Source organism: Streptomyces sp. ALB3 (genome assembly GCF_044385685.1).
Classification (GTDB): Bacteria; Actinomycetota; Actinomycetes; order Streptomycetales; family Streptomycetaceae; genus Streptomyces.
The window spans coordinates 1-18246 of record NZ_JBISCE010000002.1 but is presented as its reverse complement, the minus strand read 5'-3'; the positions used below and the strand labels follow the sequence as shown (position 1 = coordinate 18246).

Annotated in this window: 15 protein-coding genes; 1 reads left to right on the top strand and 14 read right to left on the bottom strand. The window is 69.6% G+C overall.

Annotated features, from left to right (window positions below):
• Positions 1 to 108: 108 nt before the first annotated feature.
• The 14 genes from nuoN to ACHFIV_RS01590 are packed head-to-tail and all read right to left on the bottom strand — an operon-like array spanning position 109 to position 16121.
• On the bottom strand, positions 109 to 1773 hold the full coding sequence (gene nuoN, locus ACHFIV_RS01655) for an NADH-quinone oxidoreductase subunit NuoN (protein ID WP_398962422.1): 1665 nt from the start codon (positions 1771 to 1773) through the stop codon (positions 109 to 111).
• Entirely contained in the window at positions 1770 to 3341 is a 1572-nt protein-coding gene (locus ACHFIV_RS01650; protein ID WP_398962419.1) for an NADH-quinone oxidoreductase subunit M, read from the bottom strand. The genes nuoN and ACHFIV_RS01650 overlap by 4 nt, the downstream gene beginning before the upstream one ends.
• A 4-nt stretch (positions 3342 to 3345) precedes the next feature.
• Complete coding sequence (gene nuoL, locus ACHFIV_RS01645) at positions 3346 to 5241, bottom strand: NADH-quinone oxidoreductase subunit L (protein ID WP_398962417.1); 1896 nt, start codon at positions 5239 to 5241, stop codon at positions 3346 to 3348.
• Positions 5242 to 5253: 12 nt separating this feature from the next.
• On the bottom strand, positions 5254 to 5553 hold the full coding sequence (gene nuoK / locus ACHFIV_RS01640) for an NADH-quinone oxidoreductase subunit NuoK (protein WP_033297526.1): 300 nt from the start codon (positions 5551 to 5553) through the stop codon (positions 5254 to 5256).
• Entirely contained in the window at positions 5550 to 6401 is an 852-nt protein-coding gene (locus ACHFIV_RS01635; protein ID WP_398962412.1) for an NADH-quinone oxidoreductase subunit J, read from the bottom strand. Before ACHFIV_RS01635 ends, nuoK begins: the two co-directional genes overlap by 4 nt.
• Positions 6398 to 6994, bottom strand: a complete 597-nt coding sequence (gene nuoI / locus ACHFIV_RS01630; protein ID WP_398962409.1) for an NADH-quinone oxidoreductase subunit NuoI — start codon at positions 6992 to 6994, stop codon at positions 6398 to 6400. The genes ACHFIV_RS01635 and nuoI overlap by 4 nt, the downstream gene beginning before the upstream one ends.
• Entirely contained in the window at positions 6987 to 8405 is a 1419-nt protein-coding gene (nuoH, locus tag ACHFIV_RS01625) for an NADH-quinone oxidoreductase subunit NuoH (RefSeq protein ID WP_398962406.1), read from the bottom strand. The genes nuoI and nuoH overlap by 8 nt, the downstream gene beginning before the upstream one ends.
• The gene (locus ACHFIV_RS01620; RefSeq protein WP_398962403.1) at positions 8402 to 10909 is read right to left on the bottom strand and encodes an NADH-quinone oxidoreductase subunit G; all 2508 of its coding nucleotides are present in this window, start codon (positions 10907 to 10909) and stop codon (positions 8402 to 8404) included. The genes nuoH and ACHFIV_RS01620 overlap by 4 nt, the downstream gene beginning before the upstream one ends.
• The gene (nuoF, locus tag ACHFIV_RS01615) at positions 10906 to 12276 is read right to left on the bottom strand and encodes an NADH-quinone oxidoreductase subunit NuoF (protein WP_398962400.1); all 1371 of its coding nucleotides are present in this window, start codon (positions 12274 to 12276) and stop codon (positions 10906 to 10908) included. Before nuoF ends, ACHFIV_RS01620 begins: the two co-directional genes overlap by 4 nt.
• On the bottom strand, positions 12273 to 13112 hold the full coding sequence (nuoE, locus tag ACHFIV_RS01610; RefSeq protein WP_398962494.1) for an NADH-quinone oxidoreductase subunit NuoE: 840 nt from the start codon (positions 13110 to 13112) through the stop codon (positions 12273 to 12275). The genes nuoF and nuoE overlap by 4 nt, the downstream gene beginning before the upstream one ends.
• Positions 13113 to 13141: 29 nt before the next feature.
• Positions 13142 to 14476 carry an NADH-quinone oxidoreductase subunit D gene (locus ACHFIV_RS01605; protein WP_398962399.1) on the bottom strand — a complete coding sequence of 445 codons (1335 nt, stop codon included), beginning with the start codon at positions 14474 to 14476 and terminating at the stop codon, positions 13142 to 13144.
• Positions 14476 to 15180, bottom strand: coding sequence for an NADH-quinone oxidoreductase subunit C (locus tag ACHFIV_RS01600; protein WP_398962492.1), 705 nt, complete (start codon positions 15178 to 15180; stop codon positions 14476 to 14478). The genes ACHFIV_RS01605 and ACHFIV_RS01600 overlap by 1 nt, the downstream gene beginning before the upstream one ends.
• Before the next feature lie 8 nt (positions 15181 to 15188).
• Positions 15189 to 15743 (bottom strand): NuoB/complex I 20 kDa subunit family protein, encoded by a 555-nt coding sequence (locus ACHFIV_RS01595; protein ID WP_014154689.1) that lies wholly within the window; start codon positions 15741 to 15743, stop codon positions 15189 to 15191.
• Positions 15744 to 15761: 18 nt separating this feature from the next.
• A complete protein-coding gene (locus tag ACHFIV_RS01590; protein WP_003992243.1) occupies positions 15762 to 16121 on the bottom strand; it encodes an NADH-quinone oxidoreductase subunit A in 360 nt (119 codons plus the stop codon).
• A gap of 1199 nt (positions 16122 to 17320) precedes the next feature.
• Between ACHFIV_RS01590 and ACHFIV_RS01585 the strand changes: the two genes are divergently transcribed.
• Entirely contained in the window at positions 17321 to 18148 is an 828-nt protein-coding gene (locus ACHFIV_RS01585) for a C40 family peptidase (protein ID WP_398962395.1), read from the top strand.
• Positions 18149 to 18246: the final 98 nt, after the last annotated feature.

Genomic DNA, 18246 nt, shown 5'->3' with positions numbered 1-18246 from the left:
CCCGTTCCGTCCTTCACTCATCCCCAGCAACCATAGGCGCCGCGTACGACAACGCCGGACGGGCCCGGTTTCGCGGCCCTTCCGGCGTCGTCGTCGCGCTGCTCCGTGCTACCGCACGAACACCCCCGCCTGCCCCGCCAGGTCGAGGAAGTACTGCGGGGCCAGGCCGAGCACCAGGGTCACGGCGACACCGACACCGATCGTGGTCATCGTCAGCGGGGACGGGACGGCGACCGTGGGGCCGTCCGCCTTCGGCTCGCTGAAGAACATCAGGACGATGACCCGGATGTAGAAGAACGCGGCGATGGCCGACGAGATCACACCGACCACCACGAGGCCGCCCGCGCCGCCGTCCGCCGCCGCCTTGAAGACGGCGAACTTGCCGGAGAAGCCCGAGGTGAGCGGGATGCCGGCGAAGGACAGCAGGAACACCGCGAAGACGGCCGCCGTCAGCGGCGAGCGCCGGCCGAGGCCGGCCCACTTCGACAGGTGGGTCGCCTCGCCGCCGGCGTCCCGTACCAGGGTGACGACGGCGAAGGCACCGACCGTCACGAAGGAGTACACCCCGAGGTAGAAGAGGACCGACGAGACGCCCTCCGGACTGGCCGCGATGACACCGGCGAGGATGAAGCCCGCGTGCGCGATCGAGGAGTAGGCCAGGAGGCGCTTGATGTCGGTCTGGGTGATCGCGACGATCGCCCCGCCCAGCATCGTGACGATGGCGACGCCCCACATGACGGGCCGCAGGTCCCAGGTGAGACCGGGCAGCACCACGTACAGCAGGCGCAGCAGCGCCCCGAACGCGGCGACCTTCGTGGCCGCGGCCATGAAGCCGGTGACCGGGGTCGGGGCGCCCTGGTAGACGTCCGGGGTCCACATGTGGAAGGGGACCGCGCCGACCTTGAACAGCAGGCCCATGAGGAGCATGGCCCCGCCGATCAGCAGCAGCGCGTCGTTGCCCATGGTGCCGGCGAGCGCCGGGTCGACCTGCTGTACGTCGCCGTCGACGACGTTCGCGATGCCCGCGTACGAGACGGTGCCCGCGTATCCGTAGAGCAGCGCGATCCCGAAGAGCAGGAACGCCGAGGAGAAGGCGCCGAGCAGGAAGTACTTCACGGCGGCTTCCTGGGACATCAGCCGCTTGCGGCGGGCGACGGCGCACAGGAGGTAGAGCGGGAGGGAGAAGACCTCCAGCGCGATGAAGAGCGTCAGCAGGTCGTTGGCCGCGGGGAAGACCAGCATCCCGGCGACGGAGAACAGGGCGAGCGGGAAGACCTCGGTCGTGGTGAAACCCGCCTTGACCGCCGCCTTCTCCCCCTCACTGCCGGGCACCGACCCGGCCTGCGCGGCGAAGGAGTCCACGCGGTTGCCGTGCGCGGCCGGGTCGAGGCGCCGCTCGGCGAAGGTGAAGACGGAGACCATGGAGACGAGCAGGATGGTGCCCTGGAGGAACAGGGCGGGACCGTCGACGGCGACGGCTCCCATGGCCGCGATGTGCGCGTTCTCCGTGGCGTATCCGTCGGCTGCGAGTCCGACGACCGCGGCGAAGGCGGCGGCGATCGCCACGACCGTCAGGAACACCTGGGTGGTGTACCGGGCCCGTCGCGGGACGAACGCCTCCACCAGGATCCCGAGGACGGCGGCGCCGACCACGATCAGGACGGGCGCCAGTTGGGCGTACTCGATGGTCGGAGCGGTGAACTTGTCGCCCGGTGCGGCCGATGTCACCCCGCCCGCCGTCGTCCACAGGCTGTGGACAGCTGTTGCGCTCACTTGGCGGCCTCCACCTCGGGCTGGGGGTCCTTCTTCTGTACGTCGTGCATGGTGTGCCGCACCGCCGGGTCGACGACGTCCGTGACCGGCTTCGGGAAGACGCCCAGGAAGATCAGCAGGGCGATCAGCGGAAGGGCCACGGCCAGCTCACGGACCTTGAGGTCGGGCATGCCCCCGATCCCCTCCCTGACCGGTCCCGTCATCGTCCGCTGGTAGAGGACCAGGACGTAGAGCGCGGCGAGCACGATGCCGACGGTGGCGATGACGCCGGCCACCGGGTAGGCGCTGAACACGCCGACCAGGACCAGGAACTCACTGACGAACGGGGCGAGACCGGGCAGCGAGAGGGTGGCCAGGCCGCCGATGAGAAAGGTCCCCGCCAGGACGGGAGCCACCTTCTGGACCCCGCCGTAGTCGGCGATGAGCCGCGAGCCCCGACGGGTGATCAGGAATCCGGCGACCAGCATCAGCGCCGCCGTCGAGAGACCGTGGTTGACCATGTAGAGCGTGGCGCCCGACTGGCCCTGACTCGTCATCGCGAAGATGCCGAGCACGATGAAGCCGAAGTGCGAGATCGACGCGTAGGCGATGAGCCGCTTGATGTCGCGCTGGCCTACGGCGAGCAGGGCGCCGTAGACGATGGAGACCAGCGCCAGGACGATGATGACCGGCGTCGCCCACTTGCTGGCCTCCGGGAACAGCTGGAGGCAGAAGCGGAGCATCGCGAAGGTGCCGACCTTGTCGACGACCGCGGTGATCAGGACGGCCACCGGCGTGGTCGCCTCCCCCATGGCGTTGGGCAGCCAGGTGTGCAGCGGCCACAGCGGGGCCTTCACCGCGAAGGCGAAGAAGAACCCGAGGAACAGCCAGCGCTCCGTGGAGGTGGCCATGTCCAGCGACCCGTCGGCCCGGGCCTCGGCGATCTCGGAGAGCGAGAAACTCCCCGCGACGACGTAGAGCCCGATGACGGCGGCCAGCATGATGAGCCCGCCGGCCAGGTTGTAGAGGAGGAACTTCACGGCCGCGTAGCTGCGCTGCGTCGCCGCGTTCTCGTCGCTGCCCGCGTGCGCCCGGTCCCCGAAGCCGCCGATGAGGAAGTACATCGGGATGAGCATGGCTTCGAAGAGGATGTAGAAGAGGAAGACGTCGGTGGCCACGAAGGACAGGATCACCATCGCTTCCACCATCAGGATCAGGGCGAAGAAGCCCTGGGTGGGGCGCCAGCGGGAGCTGTTCGTCTCCAGAGGATCGGCGTCGTGCCAGCCCGCGAGGATGACGAAGGGGATCAGCAGCGCGGTGAGCGCGAGGAGCGCCACCCCGATGCCGTCGACGCCCAGTTCGTAGCGGACACCGAAGTCCGCGATCCAGGCGTGCGATTCGGTGAGCTGGTAGCGGTCGCCGCCCGGTTCGAAGCGGGCGAACACGACGCCGGCCAGGACGAGCGTCGCCAGCGAGACGCCCAGGGCGAGCCACTTGGCGGCGGTGCGCCGCGCTGCCGGGACGGCGGCGGTGGCGATCGCGCCGATCGCCGGGAGCGCGGCCGTCACTGTCAGGAGGGGAAAGGACATGGGATCAGACCGCCCTCATCAGCAGGGTCGCGGCGATGAGTACCGCCGCGCCGCCGAACATCGAGACCGCGTAGGAGCGGGCGTAGCCGTTCTGCAGTTTGCGCAGCCGGCCGGAGAGCCCGCCCATCGAGGCGGCCGTGCCGTTGACGACGCCGTCGACCAGGGTGTGGTCGACGTAGACCAGGGAGCGGGTGAGGTGTTCTCCGCCGCGGACCAGGACCACGTGGTTGAAGTCGTCCTGGAGGAGGTCCCGGCGGGCCGCCCTGGTGAGCAGCGAGCCGCGCGGGGCGACGACGGGGACGGGCCTGCGCCCGTACATGGTCCAGGCGATGGCCACACCGATGACCAGTACCACCATCGTGGCGACGGTGACGGTGGTCGCGCTGACCGGGGCGTGCCCGTGGTCGTGCCCGGTGACGGGCTCCAGCCAGTGCACGAAGCGGTCGCCGATCGAGAAGAAGCCCCCGGCGAAGACCGACCCGAAGGCCAGCACGATCATCGGGATCGTCATGGACTTCGGTGACTCGTGCGGATGCGGCTCGTTGCCCTGGGCGTCCGGCTGCCAGCGCTTCTCGCCGAAGAACGTCAGCAGCATCACGCGCGTCATGTAGAACGCGGTGATGGCGGCGCCCAGCAGCGTGACCGAGCCGAGGATCCACCCCTGGGTGCCGCCCTTGGCGAAGGCCGCCTCGATGATCATGTCCTTGGAGAAGAAGCCCGACAGACCGGGGAAGCCGATGATCGCGAGATAACCGAGACCGAAGGTCACGAAGGTGACCGGCATGTACTTCCGCAGGCCGCCGTACTTCCGCATGTCGACCTCGTCGTTCATGCCGTGCATGACCGAACCGGCGCCGAGGAAGAGTCCGGCCTTGAAGAAGCCGTGCGTGACCAGGTGCATGATCGCGAAGACGTACCCGATGGGGCCCAGTCCCGCGGCGAGGATCATGTAGCCGATCTGCGACATCGTCGAGCCGGCGAGGGCCTTCTTGATGTCGTCCTTCGCGCAACCGACGATCGCACCGAAGAGGAGCGTGACGGCTCCGACGACCACGACGACCAGCTGGGCGTCGGGCGCCGCGTTGAAGATGGCGCCGGAGCGGACGATGAGGTACACGCCCGCGGTCACCATGGTGGCGGCGTGGATCAGGGCCGAGACCGGGGTCGGGCCCTCCATCGCGTCACCGAGCCAGGACTGCAGCGGTACCTGCGCCGACTTGCCGCAGGCGGCGAGCAGCAGCATCAGCCCGATGGCGGTGAGCTTGCCCTCGCCGGTGTCCCCCGTCGCTTCGAGCACCGGCCCGAAGGCGAACGTGCCGAAGGTGGTGAACATCAGCATGATCGCGATGGACAGGCCCATGTCGCCGACCCTGTTGACCAGGAAGGCCTTCTTGGCGGCGGTGGCCGCGCTGGGCTTGTGCTGCCAGAAGCCGATCAGCAGGTACGACGCCAGTCCGACACCCTCCCACCCGACGTACAGCAGGAGGTAGTTGTCGGCGATGACCAGGACGAGCATCGCCGCGAGGAACAGGTTGAGGTAGCCGAAGAAGCGGCGGCGCCGCTCGTCGTGCTCCATGTAACCGATGGAGTAGATGTGGATCAGGGTGCCCACACCGGTGATCAGCAGGACGAACGTCATCGACAACTGGTCGAGCTGGAAGGCCACGTCGGCCTGGAATCCCTCGACGGGGATCCAGCTGTACAGCGTCTGGTGCAGGGCCCGGTCCTCGGCGCCCTTGCCGAGCATGTCGGTGAAGAGCACGGCACCGATGACGAACGACGCGGCGGCGAGCGCCGTGCCGATCCAGTGTCCGGCCCGGTCGAGCCGGCGACCGCCGCAGAGCAGGACCGCCGCTCCGAGCAGGGGCGCAGCGACCAGCAGCGCAATCAGGTTTTCCACGAATCCGACCCCTTACAGCTTCATCAGGCTGGCGTCGTCGACCGAGGCCGAGTGGCGGGAGCGGAACAGCGACACGATGATCGCGAGCCCGATGACGACCTCCGCGGCGGCGACGACCATCGTGAAGAACGCGATGATCTGGCCGTCGAGGTTTCCGTGCATCCGGGAGAACGCGACGAGCGCGAGGTTGCAGGCGTTGAGCATCAGCTCGATGCACATGAACACCACGATCGCGTTCCGCCTGATCAGCACGCCGGAGGCGCCGATCGTGAACAAAAGGGCCGCGAGGTAGAGATAGTTGACCGGATTCACTTGGCGACCTCCTCCTCTTCCTCGGCGTGGTCACGAGGCCCGCCGTCGCGGCCGAGCCGCTCCTCGGAGCGCTGCTCCAGCGCCTTGAGGTCGGCGAGCGACTCACTGGAGACATCACGGATCTGGCCGCGCTGCCGCAGCGTCTGCATGACGGTGAGCTCGGACGGGGTGCCGTCCGGAAGCAGTCCCGCGATGTCCACGGCGTTGTGCCGGGCGTAGACACCGGGAGCGGGCAGCGGCGGCAGGTGGCTGCTGCGCACCCGCTCCTGGGACAGCTCACGCTGGGTCTTGGCGCGCTCGGTGCGCTCGCGGTGCGTGAGCAGCATCGCGCCGACGGTCGCGGTGATCAGCAGGGCGCCGGTGATCTCGAACGCGAACACGTACTTGGTGAAGATCAGGTTGGCGAGGCCCTCGACGTTGCCGCCGTGCCGGGCGTTCGCCGTCCCCAGACCGTTGAAGGTCCTCAGCGACGCCTGCCCGATGCCGGCGATCAGCAGGATGCCGAAGCCGAGTCCGCAGGCGGCGGCCAGCCAGCGCTGGCCCTTGAGCGTCTCCTTCAGCGAGTCCGCCGCCGTGACGCCGACGAGCATGACCACGAAGAGGAACAGCATCATGATGGCGCCGGTGTAGACGACGACCTGGACGATGCCCAGGAAGTAGGCGCCGTTGGCGAGGTAGAAGACCGCCAGCACGATCATGGTGCCGGCGAGTGACAGCGCGCTGTGCACCGCCTTCTTCATCAGGACGGTGGCGAGTGCGCCGATGACCGCGACGGTGCCGAGGATCCAGAACTGGACCGCCTCGCCCGTCGAGGTGGCGGTGGCCGCCGCGGCCAGGGTGGCGCTCACGCGTCCACCTCCTTGTCCGCTTCTCCCTTGGAGACGGCGGCCTGACGCTCCGTGCCGGGAGCCGCCTCGGTCACCAGGCCCCGGTAGTAGTCCTGTTCGTCCATGCCGGGGTAGATCGCGTGCGGACTGTCGACCATGCCGTCCTCGAGCCCCGCGAGCAGTTCGTCCTTGGTGTAGATGAGACTCTCGCGCGTGGTGTTGGCGAGCTCGAACTGGTTGGTCATGGTCAGCGCCCGGGTGGGGCACGCCTCGATGCAGAGCCCGCAGAGGATGCAGCGCGCGTAGTTGATCTGGTAGACGCGGCCGTAGCGCTCGCCCGGGGAGTAGCGCTCCTCGTCCGTGTTGTCCGCGCCCTCGACGTAGATCGCGTCCGCCGGGCACGCCCAGGCGCAGAGCTCGCAGCCGACGCACTTCTCCAGCCCGTCCGGGTGACGGTTGAGCTGGTGCCGGCCGTGGAAACGCGGCGCCGTCACCTTCTGCGTCTCCGGGTACTGCTCGGTCAGCCGCTTCTTGAACATGGCCTTGAAGGTCACGCCGAAGCCGGCCACAGGATTCTGGAACTTCTCCCCTGAGGGTTCTGATGACTCAGACACCGTCGGCCTCCCTTCCGTCACTCGAACTTCCGGTATCCACCTGATCGTCGCTCCGGGTGTCCGGCCCGCCACTGGCGACGAGCTCCCGCTCGCGCCGTGGACGGCGGCGCGGCACCGGCGGCAGGGTCTGGCCGGGCAGCGGCGGCACGGGGAATCCGCCCGCCATCGGGTCGAACGCCGGCTCGGGACCGGCCGCCTCCTCGGCGGCCTTGGCCTTCCGGTCCCGGAAGACGTCGACGACGAAGGAGAGCAGCAGGACCGCGATCACGGCACCGGCGACGTACAGCAGGATCCTGGAGTAGTCGTAGCCCTCGTTGTTCATGGCCCTGACGGTGGCGACCAGCATCAGCCAGACCACGGAGACCGGGATCAGGACCTTCCAGCCGAGCTTCATCAGCTGGTCGTAGCGGACGCGGGGCAGCGTGCCGCGCAGCCAGATGAAGAAGAAGAGGAGCAGCTGCACCTTGAGGACGAACCAGAGCATCGGCCACCAGCCGTGGTTCGCCCCCTCCCAGAAGGTGCTGACCGGGTACGGAGCCCGCCAGCCGCCCAGGAACAGGGTCACGGAGACCGCGGAGACGGTGACCATGTTGACGTACTCGGCGAGCATGAACATCGCGAACTTGATCGAGGAGTACTCGGTGTTGAAGCCGCCGACCAGGTCGCCCTCGGACTCGGGCATGTCGAACGGGGCGCGGTTGGTCTCGCCCACCATCGTGACGATGTAGATGATGAAGGAGACCGGCAGCAGGAGGACGAACCAGCGGTCCTCCTGCGCGGCCACGATCTCCGAGGTCGACATCGAGCCCGAGTAGAGGAACACGGAGGCGAAGGCGGCGCCCATCGCGATCTCGTAGCTGATCATCTGGGCGCAGGACCGCAGGCCGCCGAGCAGCGGGTACGTCGACCCGGAGGACCAGCCGGCCAGCACGATGCCGTAGATGCCGACGGAGGCGACCGCGAGGATGTAGAGCATCGCGATCGGCAGGTCGGTCAGCTGCATCGTCGTGCGGTGGCCGAAGATCGAGACCTCGTTGCCGGCCGGGCCGAACGGGATCACCGCGATCGCCATGAACGCCGGTGCGGCGGCCACGATCGGGGCCAGGATGTAGACCACCTTGTCGGCCCGCTTGACGACGACGTCTTCCTTCAGCATCAGCTTGATGCCGTCCGCGAGGGACTGGAGCATGCCCCAGGGGCCGTGCCGGTTGGGGCCGATGCGCAGCTGCATCCAGGCGACGACCTTGCGCTCCCACACGATGGAGAACAGCACGGTCACCATCAGGAACGCGAAGCAGAACACCGCCTTCACGACGACGAGCCACCAGGGGTCGGTGCCGAACATCGAGAGGTCCTCGGCCGCGAGGACGGTGCCCCGCGGCGCCGCGGCGAGTTGGGCGAGGCCGGTCACTCTCCTACCTCCGTTGTCATGACGTGGGAGCCCGGGGCGGCCGGACCGATCCGGACCAGTCCGCCCGGCTGGGCGCCGGTGTCGGCGGGGACGCCCCGGCCGACGGAGTTGAGCGGCACCCACACCACCCGGTCCGGCATGTCGGTGACCTCCAGCGGGAGTTCGGTGGTGCCGGCGGGGCCGGTGACGGCCAGCAGGTCGCCGTCCTTCACCCCGGACTCCGCGGCGGTGACCGGGGAGAGCCGGGCGACGGCCGCGTGCCTCGTACCGGCCAGCGCCTCGTCGCCCTCCTGGAGCCGGCCCCGGTCGAGCAGCATCCGGTGGCCCGCGAGGACCGCCTCGCCGTCGCCGGGCCGGGGCACCGGACGGGACGCGGCCCGCGGGTCCTCGGCGTGGCCGCCCTGCCATCCGCCGAGGCGGTCCAGCTCACGGCGGGCCGCCCTCAGGTCGGGCAGCGCGAGGTGTACGTCGAGTGCGTCGGCCAGCATGTGCAGCACCCGCGCGTCGGTGGGGCAGAGCGTCCGGGGCAGCTGCTCGGGCTTCAGCGCGGCCTCGAACATCCGTGCCCTGCCCTCCCAGTTGAGGAAGGTCCCGGGCTTCTCCGGCACGGCCGCGACGGGGAGGACCACGTCGGCGCGCTCGGTGACCGCGCCGGGGCGCAGCTCCAGCGAGACCAGGAAGCCGACCTCGTCCAGCGCTTCCAGGGCGCGGGCCGGGTCGGGGAGGTCCTCGGGGTCGACCCCCGCGACCAGCAGCGCCCCCAGTTCGCCGGTGGCCGCGGCCTCCACGATCTGGCCGGTGTCACGGCCGAAGCGCGCCGGGAGTTCGGCGACGCCCCAGACGGACGCCACCTCCTCCCGCGCCCGGGGATCCGTCGCGGGACGGCCGCCGGGCAGCAGCGACGGGAGCGCGCCCGCCTCCAGTGCGCCCCGCTCGCCGGCCCGGCGCGGGATCCACACGAGTGCGGCGCCGGTCGCCGCGGCGGCGCGCACCGCGGCGGTCAGCCCGCCGGGAACACCGGCGAGCCGCTCCCCCACCACGATCACGGCGCCCTCGCCGCGCAGCGCCTCGGCGGCGACCTCCCCGTGTCCTTCCAGGCCGACCCCGCCCGCGAGGGCGTCCAGCCATTCGGTCTCGGTGCCGGGGGCGGCGGCGAGGAGCGTGCCGCCCGCCTTCTCCAGGCCCCGGCTGGCGTGCGAGGCGAGCGCGAACGTCCGCTGCCCGTGCTTGCGGTGGGCCTTGCGGAGCCGCAGGAAGACGCCGGGCGCCTCCTCCTCGGACTCGAAGCCGGCCAGCAGGACGGCCGGCGCCTTCTCCAGCGCGGTGTACGTGATCCCGCCGCCGTCCAGGTCGCGTCCGCGCCCGGCCACCCGCGCGGCGAGGAAGTCGGCCTCCTCACCGCTGTGGACGCGGGCCCGGAAGTCGATGTCGTTGGTGCCGAGGGCGACCCGCGCGAACTTGCTGTACGCGTAGGCGTCCTCGACGGTCAGCCGGCCACCGGTGAGCACGCCCGTCCGGCCGTGCGCCGCCGAGAGGCCGGCGGCGGCGGCTTCCAGTGCCTCGGGCCAGCTCGCCGGCTCCAGCACCCCCTGCGCGTTGCGCACGAGCGGTGTGGTGAGCCGGTCGCGCTGCTGTGCGTAGCGGAAGCCGAAGCGGCCCTTGTCGCAGAGCCACTCCTCGTTGACCTCGGGGTCGTTGGCGGCGAGCCGCCGCATGACCTTGCCGCGCCTGTGGTCGGTCCGGGTCGCACACCCGCCGGCGCAGTGTTCGCACACCGAGGGCGTCGACACCAGGTCGAAGGGGCGGGAGCGGAACCGGTACGCGGCCGAGGTCAGGGCCCCGACCGGGCAGATCTGGATGGTGTTGCCGGAGAAGTACGACTCGAAGGGGTCGCCTTCGCCGGTACCGACCTGCTGGAGCGCGCCGCGCTCGAGCAGCTCGATCATCGGGTCGCCGGCCACCTGGTTGGAGAACCGGGTGCACCGTGCGCAGAGCACGCACCGTTCGCGGTCCAGCAGCACCTGGGTGGAGATGGGGACGGGCTTCTCGAAGGTGCGCTTCTTCCCGTCGAAGCGGGAGTCGGCGCCGCCGTGCGACATCGCCTGGTTCTGGAGCGGGCACTCACCGCCCTTGTCGCAGACCGGGCAGTCCAGCGGGTGGTTGATGAGCAGGAGCTCCATCACCCCCTTCTGGGCCTTCTCCGCGACGGGCGAGGTGATCTGCGACTTCACGACCATGCCGTCGGTGCACGTGATGGTGCAGGAGGCCATCGGCTTGCGCTGGCCCTCGACCTCGACGATGCACTGCCGGCAGGCGCCGGCCGGGTCGAGGAGCGGGTGGTCGCAGAAGCGCGGGATCTCGATGCCGAGGAGCTCGGCGGCGCGGATGACGAGGGTGCCCTTGGGCACGCTGATCTCGATGCCGTCGATCGTGAGCGTGACGAGGTCCTCGGGCGGAACGGCCGCCTCGCCGCCCCCGGAGGGCGCACTCGTGGTGACTGTCATGCGTTCACCCCCCGGTGAGCGTTCTTGTCGTCGTCGGCCCAGAGGGTCGACCTGGCCGGATCGAAGGGGCAGCCCCTGCCGGTGATGTGCTGTTCGTACTCCTCGCGGAAGTACTTCAGCGAGGAGAAGATCGGCGAGGCGGCGCCGTCGCCGAGGGCGCAGAACGACTTGCCGTTGATGTTGTCGGCGATGTCGTTGAGCTTGTCGAGGTCGGCCATCTGGCCGTTGCCCGCCTCGATGTCGCGGAGCAGCTGGACGAGCCAGTAGGTGCCCTCACGGCACGGCGTGCACTTGCCGCAGGACTCGTGGGCGTAGAACTCGGTCCAGCGGGTGACCGCGCGCACCACGCAGGTCGTCTCGTCGAAGCACTGCAGCGCCTTGGTGCCGAGCATGGATCCGGCGGCGCCGACGCCCTCGTAGTCCAGTGGGACGTCGAGGTGTTCGTCGGTGAACATCGGGGTGGACGAGCCACCGGGTGTCCAGAACTTCAGGCGGTGCCCGGCCCGGATGCCGCCGCTCATGTCGAGCAGCTGGCGCAGGGTGATTCCGAGCGGGGCCTCGTACTGGCCGGGGCTGGTGACGTGCCCGCTGAGCGAGTACAGCGTGAAGCCCGGGGACTTCTCGCTGCCCATCGACTTGAACCAGTCCTTGCCCTTGTTCAGGATCGCGGGAACCGAGGCGATGGACTCGACGTTGTTCACGACGGTGGGGCAGGCGTACAGACCGGCGACCGCGGGGAAGGGCGGGCGAAGCCGGGGCTGGCCACGTCGCCCTTCGAGCGAGTCGAGCAGGGCGGTCTCCTCGCCGCAGATGTAGGCACCCGCGCCCGCGTGCACCGTGAGTTCCAGGTCGAGTCCCGAACCCAGGACGTTCGTCCCCAGGTAGCCCGCCTCGTACGCCTCACGCACGGCCTCGTGCAGCCGCCGCAGCACGGGGACGACCTCGCCGCGCAGGTAGATGAAGGCGTGCGACGAGCGGATCGCGTAACAGGCGATCACGATGCCCTCGATGAGGCTGTGCGGGTTCGCGAAGAGGAGCGGGATGTCCTTGCAGGTGCCGGGCTCCGACTCGTCGGCGTTGACCACGAGGTAGTGCGGCTTGCCGTCGCCCTGGGGGATGAACTGCCACTTCATCCCGGTGGGGAACCCGGCTCCCCCGCGTCCGCGCAGACCGGAGTCCTTGACGTACGCGATGAGGTCGTCGGGTGACATGGCCAGGGCCTTGCGCAGTCCCTCGTACCCGTCGTGGCGGCGGTAGGTGTCCAGCGTCCAGGACTCCGGCTCGTCCCAGAAGGAGGAGAGGACCGGTGCCAGGAGCTTCTCCGGGCTGGTCCCGTTCTGGTCGATCTCGGCTGCCAAGGTCATCACTCCCCCTCCTCGGCGGCGGGCCCGGCCGGGTGCTCCGGGTCGGAGGCCGACGTCTTCTGCGGTGCGTCGTGCGAGCTGAGGTGCTCGGTCGGCGACGGGTCGTGGGGCGCGGTGTCCTGCGGCCCGGCGTCCCGGGGGGTCCCGCCCCTCGGTCCGACGACGCGTGTCTGCGACGAGGCCTCGCCCCTGGCGAGCTTCAGTCCGGCCAGGGAGGCGGCGCCGGCGCCGCCGCTCGCCTCGACGGCGCCGGGGCGCCGGTCGGGGAAGCCGGCCAGGATCCGGGCCGTCTCCTTGTACGTGCACAGAGGCGCGCCCCGGGTGGGCTCCACGGTCCGGCCGGCGATCAGGTCGTCGACGAGCTGTGTGGCGCTCTCCGGCGTCTGGTTGTCGAAGAACTCCCAGTTGACCATCACGACGGGCGCGAAGTCGCAGGCCGCGTTGCACTCGATGTGCTCGAGGGTGACCTTGCCGTCCTCGGTCGTCTCGTGGTTGCCGACCCCCAGGTGGTCCTTGAGCCGGTCGAAGATGGCGTCGCCGCCCATGACCGCGCACAGGGTGTTGGTGCAGACCCCGACCTGGTAGTCACCGCTCGGACGGCGCCGGTACATCGTGTAGAAGGTGGCGACCGCGCTGACCTCGGCGGTGGTGAGGCCGAGCTGGTCGGCGCAGAACGCCATGCCCGTACGGGAGACGAACCCTTCCTCCGACTGCACGAGGTGCAGCAGCGGCAACAGTGCCGAGCGGCTGCCGGGGTAGCGGGCGATCACCTCCTTCGCATCCGCTTCGAGCCGGGCGAGCACCTCGGCCGGGTAGGCGGGGGCGGGGAGCTGCGGCATCCCCAGGCTGACTTCTTGGTTGGCTGCGGTCACCGGTCGACGCCTCCCATCACGGGGTCGATGGACGCGACGGCGACGATGACGTCGGCGACCTGGCCGCCCTCGCACATCGCCGCCATGGCCTGGAGATTGGTGAAGGACGGGTCGCGGAAGTGGACCCGGAAGGGGCGCGTGCCGCCGTCCGAGACCGCGTGCACGCCGAGTTCGCCCTTGGGCGACTCCAGGGCGGTGTACGTCTGCCCGGCCGGGACCCGGAAGCCCTCGGTCACCAGCTTGAAGTGGTGGATCAGGGCCTCCATGGAGGTGCCCATGATCTTCTTGATGTGGTCGAGCGAGTTGCCGAGTCCGTCGGGGCCGAGCGCGAGCTGCGCGGGCCAGGCGATCTTCTTGTCCCCGACCATGACCGGGCCCGGCTCCAGCCGGTCCAGGCACTGCTCGACGATCCTGAGCGACTGGCGCATCTCCTCGAGACGGATGAGGAAGCGGCCGTAGGCGTCGCAGGTGTCCGCGGTGGGGACGTCGAAGTCGTACGTCTCGTAGCCGCAGTAGGGATCGGTCTTGCGCAGGTCGTGCGGGAGTCCCGCGGACCTGAGGACCGGGCCGGTGGCGCCGAGCGCCACGCAGCCGGTCAGGTCGAGGTACCCGACGTCCTGCATGCGGGCCTTGAAGATGGGGTTGCCGGTCGCGAGCTTGTCGTACTCCGGCAGGTTCTTCTTCATGGTCCTGACGAACTCACGGAGCTGGTCGATCGCACCCATGGGCAGGTCCTGGGCGAGACCGCCCGGCCGGATGAACGCGTGGTTCATCCGCAGGCCGGTGATCAGCTCGAAGAGGTCGAGGACGAGTTCACGGTCGCGGAAGCCGTAGATCATGATCGTCGTGGCGCCGAGTTCCATGCCCCCGGTGGCGATGCACACCAGGTGCGAGGAGATCCGGTTGAGCTCCATCAGGAGCACCCGCAGGACGGTGGCGCGGTCGGGGATCTGGTCCTCGATGCCGAGGAGTTTCTCCACCCCGAGGCAGTACGCCGCCTCGTTGAAGAACGGCGTCAGGTAGTCCATGCGCGTGACGAAGGTGGTGCCCTGCGTCCAGTTCCGGAACTCGAGGTTCTTCTCGATGCCGGTGTGGAGGTAGCCGATGCCGCAGCGGGCCTCGGTGACGGTCTCGCCGTCGATCTCCAGGATCAGCCGCAGCACGCCGTGCGTGGACGGGTGCTGGGGGCCCATGTTGACGATGATGCGTTCGTCGTCCGACTTGGCGGCGGACTCGACGACCTCGTCCCAGTCGCCGCCGGTGACTGTATATACAGTCCCCTCGGTCGTGGCGCGGGGTGTCGAGTGCGGCGTTGCGTGGGGAGTGGTCATCAGCTGTACGACCTCCGCTGGTCCGGAGCCGGGATCTGGGCGCCCTTGTACTCGACGGCGATGCCGCCGAGCGGGTAGTCCTTGCGCTGCGGGAAGCCCTGCCAGTCGTCCGGCATCATGATCCGGGTGAGGGCGGGGTGCCCCTCGAAGACCAGCCCGAAGAAGTCGTACGCCTCGCGCTCGTGCCAGTCGTTGGTCGGGTAGACCCCGACCAGGGACGGGACGCGCGGGTCACTGTCCGGGACGGAGACCTCGACGCGGATCAGCCGCCCGTGGGTGAGCGAACGCAGGTGGTGGACCGCGTGCAGCTCGCGTCCCTTGTCCCCCGGGTAGTGGACTCCGCTGACGCCCGTACAGAGCTCGAAGCGCAGGGCCGGGTCGTCACGCAGGGTGCGGGCGACCTGGACCAGGTGCTCGCGTGCGATGAAGAAGGTGAGTTCGCCCCGGTCGACGACCGTCTTCTCGATGACGTCGTCCGGAAGCAGGTCCTGTTCCTCCAGGGCCCCTTCCAGTTCGTCGGCGACTTCGTCGAACCAGCCGCCGTACGGCCGGGAGGCGGCGCCCGGCAGGGTCACCGTGCGGACGAGTCCGCCGTATCCGGAGGTGTCGCCACCGTTGTCGGCGCCGAACATCCCCTTGCGTACGCCGATGACCTCACCGGCGTCGTCCCGCGGGGCGGGCACCTGGCCGCTGTTCGTGTTCATCTCGTCGCTCACCGCAGCAGCCCCTTCATCTCGATCAGGGGGAGCGCCTTGAGGGCCGCCTCCTCCGCCTCGCGGGCGGCCTCCTCCGCGTTGACCCCGAGCTTGGAGCCCTGGATCTTCTGGTGGAGCTTGAGGATGGCGTCGATCAGCATCTCGGGGCGCGGCGGGCACCCCGGCAGGTAGATGTCGACCGGGACGATGTGATCAACACCCTGGACGATGGCGTAGTTGTTGAACATCCCGCCCGATGACGCGCAAACCCCCATGGAGATGACCCACTTGGGGCTCGGCATCTGGTCGTAGACCTGGCGCAGGACGGGAGCCATCTTCTGGCTGACCCGTCCCGCGACGATCATCAGGTCCGCCTGCCGCGGCGATCCGCGGAAGACCTCCATCCCGAAACGGGCCAGGTCGTACCGCCCGGCACCGGTCGTCATCATCTCGATGGCGCAGCAGGCGAGGCCGAAGGTGGCAGGGAAGACGGACGACTTCCGTACCCAGCCGGCGGCCTGCTCGACAGTGGTCAGCACAAAGCCGCTCGGCAGCTTCTCTTCGAGTCCCATGGTGTGCCCCTCAGCCCCTCAGTCCCATTCCAGGCCGCCCCGGCGCCACACATACGCGTAGGCGACGAAGACGGTGAGCACGAAGAGCAGCATCTCCACGAGCCCGAAGATCCCCAGGGCGTCGAAGGTGACCGCCCAGGGATAGAGGAAGACGATCTCGATGTCGAAGACGATGAACAGCATCGCCGTCAGGTAGTACTTGATGGGGAAACGGCCGCCTCCGGCTGGAGTGGGGGTGGGTTCGATGCCGCACTCGTACGCTTCGAGCTTTGCTCGGTTGTACCGCTTCGGGCCGATAAGCGTGGCCATGACCACGGAGAAGATCGCAAACCCTGCCCCGAGGGCGCCGAGCACGAGGATGGGCGCGTAGGCATTCACGCTCCTCGCTCCTTCCAGTCGTCCTTGACCGTTGGACCGCATCGGGCGACCGGCTCGCCACCTCACCAAGATCGTGCACATGTGAGGCAGTTCACAAGCCCGACTGCCCCGCATCCTATGCCTGCCGTCCTGTGATCTGCGACACGGGGTACGTCACCGTCTTTGTGATCTCCACCACCTCCCGAACGATCATGAAGTCGGGTGAGCGGTGATCTACGTACGCGAAGCGGCCGAGCAGTTACGAGACGTGACATTTGGCTGCGTTATTGCTGGTCAAAGCTGTGGTCCTCTATCAATGGTAGGCACCTACACGCAAATTGGCGATGGACGCGGAGAGGGTGATATGGGCATCCGCCGCAGTTCGCCCCACCCGGAAGAGGGGCGGACCGGATCCAGGTGGACGGTGGCCTTGCGCATCCGTTCACTAACTCTCCGCGCGCGGTGTCGTGATGAGGGGGAGGGAGGGGGCGGACCCGTCTGCCACCGGACTGCCGCCGCACGGCTCGCACGGGAACGCGCCCTCGCGCGTGAGGGCGCGAGCGAGCCGGGCTCCCAGCCGGCCGGAGTCGCGAAGCCACCGAGCCGCCGAGTCGCGGACTCGCCGCGTCGCGGGGCGGGGTGAGGGCGAGGGGCGGGCCGGAGTCACCCACGCGCCGGGGCCCTCACCGGGCGGCGGACGGCCGTCCGGGGTGACCGCGGGAGGCGAACCCGGGACACGGGTGGGCGGGGTGGCCGCGGGGCGGCGGCGGACGAGGTGGCCGCGAGGTGGAGGACGCATCCCTTCCCGGTCGGCCCACCCGCCGAAAGGAGCCGACACGGACCGGACATGACTCACCAATAGGTCACGGGGCGACAAGTGGCGGGCACGCCCCGGGGCCGGGGCGGACGGACACGGAGCCCGAATGCGGGCGGGGGCGCGCGGTTGCCTCTCACAGGAGACCCATACTGTGACCTGCATCACTCCACGAGCGCCGCAAGAAAAGCGGGCTTGGCCAACCGTGTGAACGGATGGTAAGCGACGGGCAATTCGGGCGTATTGAAAGAACGCCGTGATCACAGCCGTGCACACCTGCGCCCGTTTTGTCCGTTAGGGCGTCAATAAGGCCCCGCAATAAGCGGATTCATAGGTTCCGAACGTAACTGTGTCGCAACACACGTTTCTTGATGGGACCCCTACAGCCCTGATAGCGCTAGTACTCATGTCCCACACCGCTCACATACCCAGCCACCGGAAGCCCCGCCAGAGCGCCTCGAAGACGGCGCTGCGGGCAGGAGTTGCCGGTGGCGTCCTCAGCACCATCGCGGTCGCGGGTGCCGCCGGTCCGGCCCAGGCCGAGCCGGTCACCCAGACCATCGAGATGCCCACCATCACCGCTGGGCTCTCCACCTCCGTCGCCGCGTCCGCGCAGGCGACCCAGGCGGTCGCTCTCGACCTCGCGACACAGGCGCAAGAGGACGCGGCGGCCGAGACCGCGGCCAAGACCGCCAAGAAGGCCAAGGCCGAGGCGGTCCGCAAGGCGGAGGCCGTGAAGAAGGCCGAGGCCGCCGCCAAGGCGAAGGCCGAGGCCGCCGAGCGCGCGTCGCGCTCCACCGAGCGCACCACGCTCAGCGCGTCCTCCGGTTCTTCCGGCTCGTCCGACTCCTCCCCCTCCTTCTCGTCGTCGAACGCCACCGGGTCGGCCGCGTCCGTCATCGCGTTCGCGCAGTCCCAGATCGGTGACGCGTACGTCTCCGGCGGCACCGGCCCGAACTCGTGGGACTGCTCGGGTCTGGTCCAGGCCGCGTTCGGCTCGGTGGGCATCGACCTGCCGCGCGTCTCGCAGAGCCAGTCGACCGCCGGCACCCAGGTGTCGCTCGACAACCTCCAGCCCGGCGACATCCTGTACTGGGGCGGTGCGGGCAGCGCCTACCACGTCGGGATCTACGTGGGCGGCGGCCAGTTCGTCGGTGCGCAGAACTCCAGCACGGGCGTCGTGCAGCAGTCCCTGGACTACGACCCGCCGTCGGGCGCCGTCCGCGTTCTCTGATTCACAAGCTCCGCGCGCCTGAGCACGACGGCGGGCCCCCCCCCCCCCCCCCGGGGGGGGGGGCCCCCCCCCGGGGGGGGGGGGGGGGCCGCCCCCCC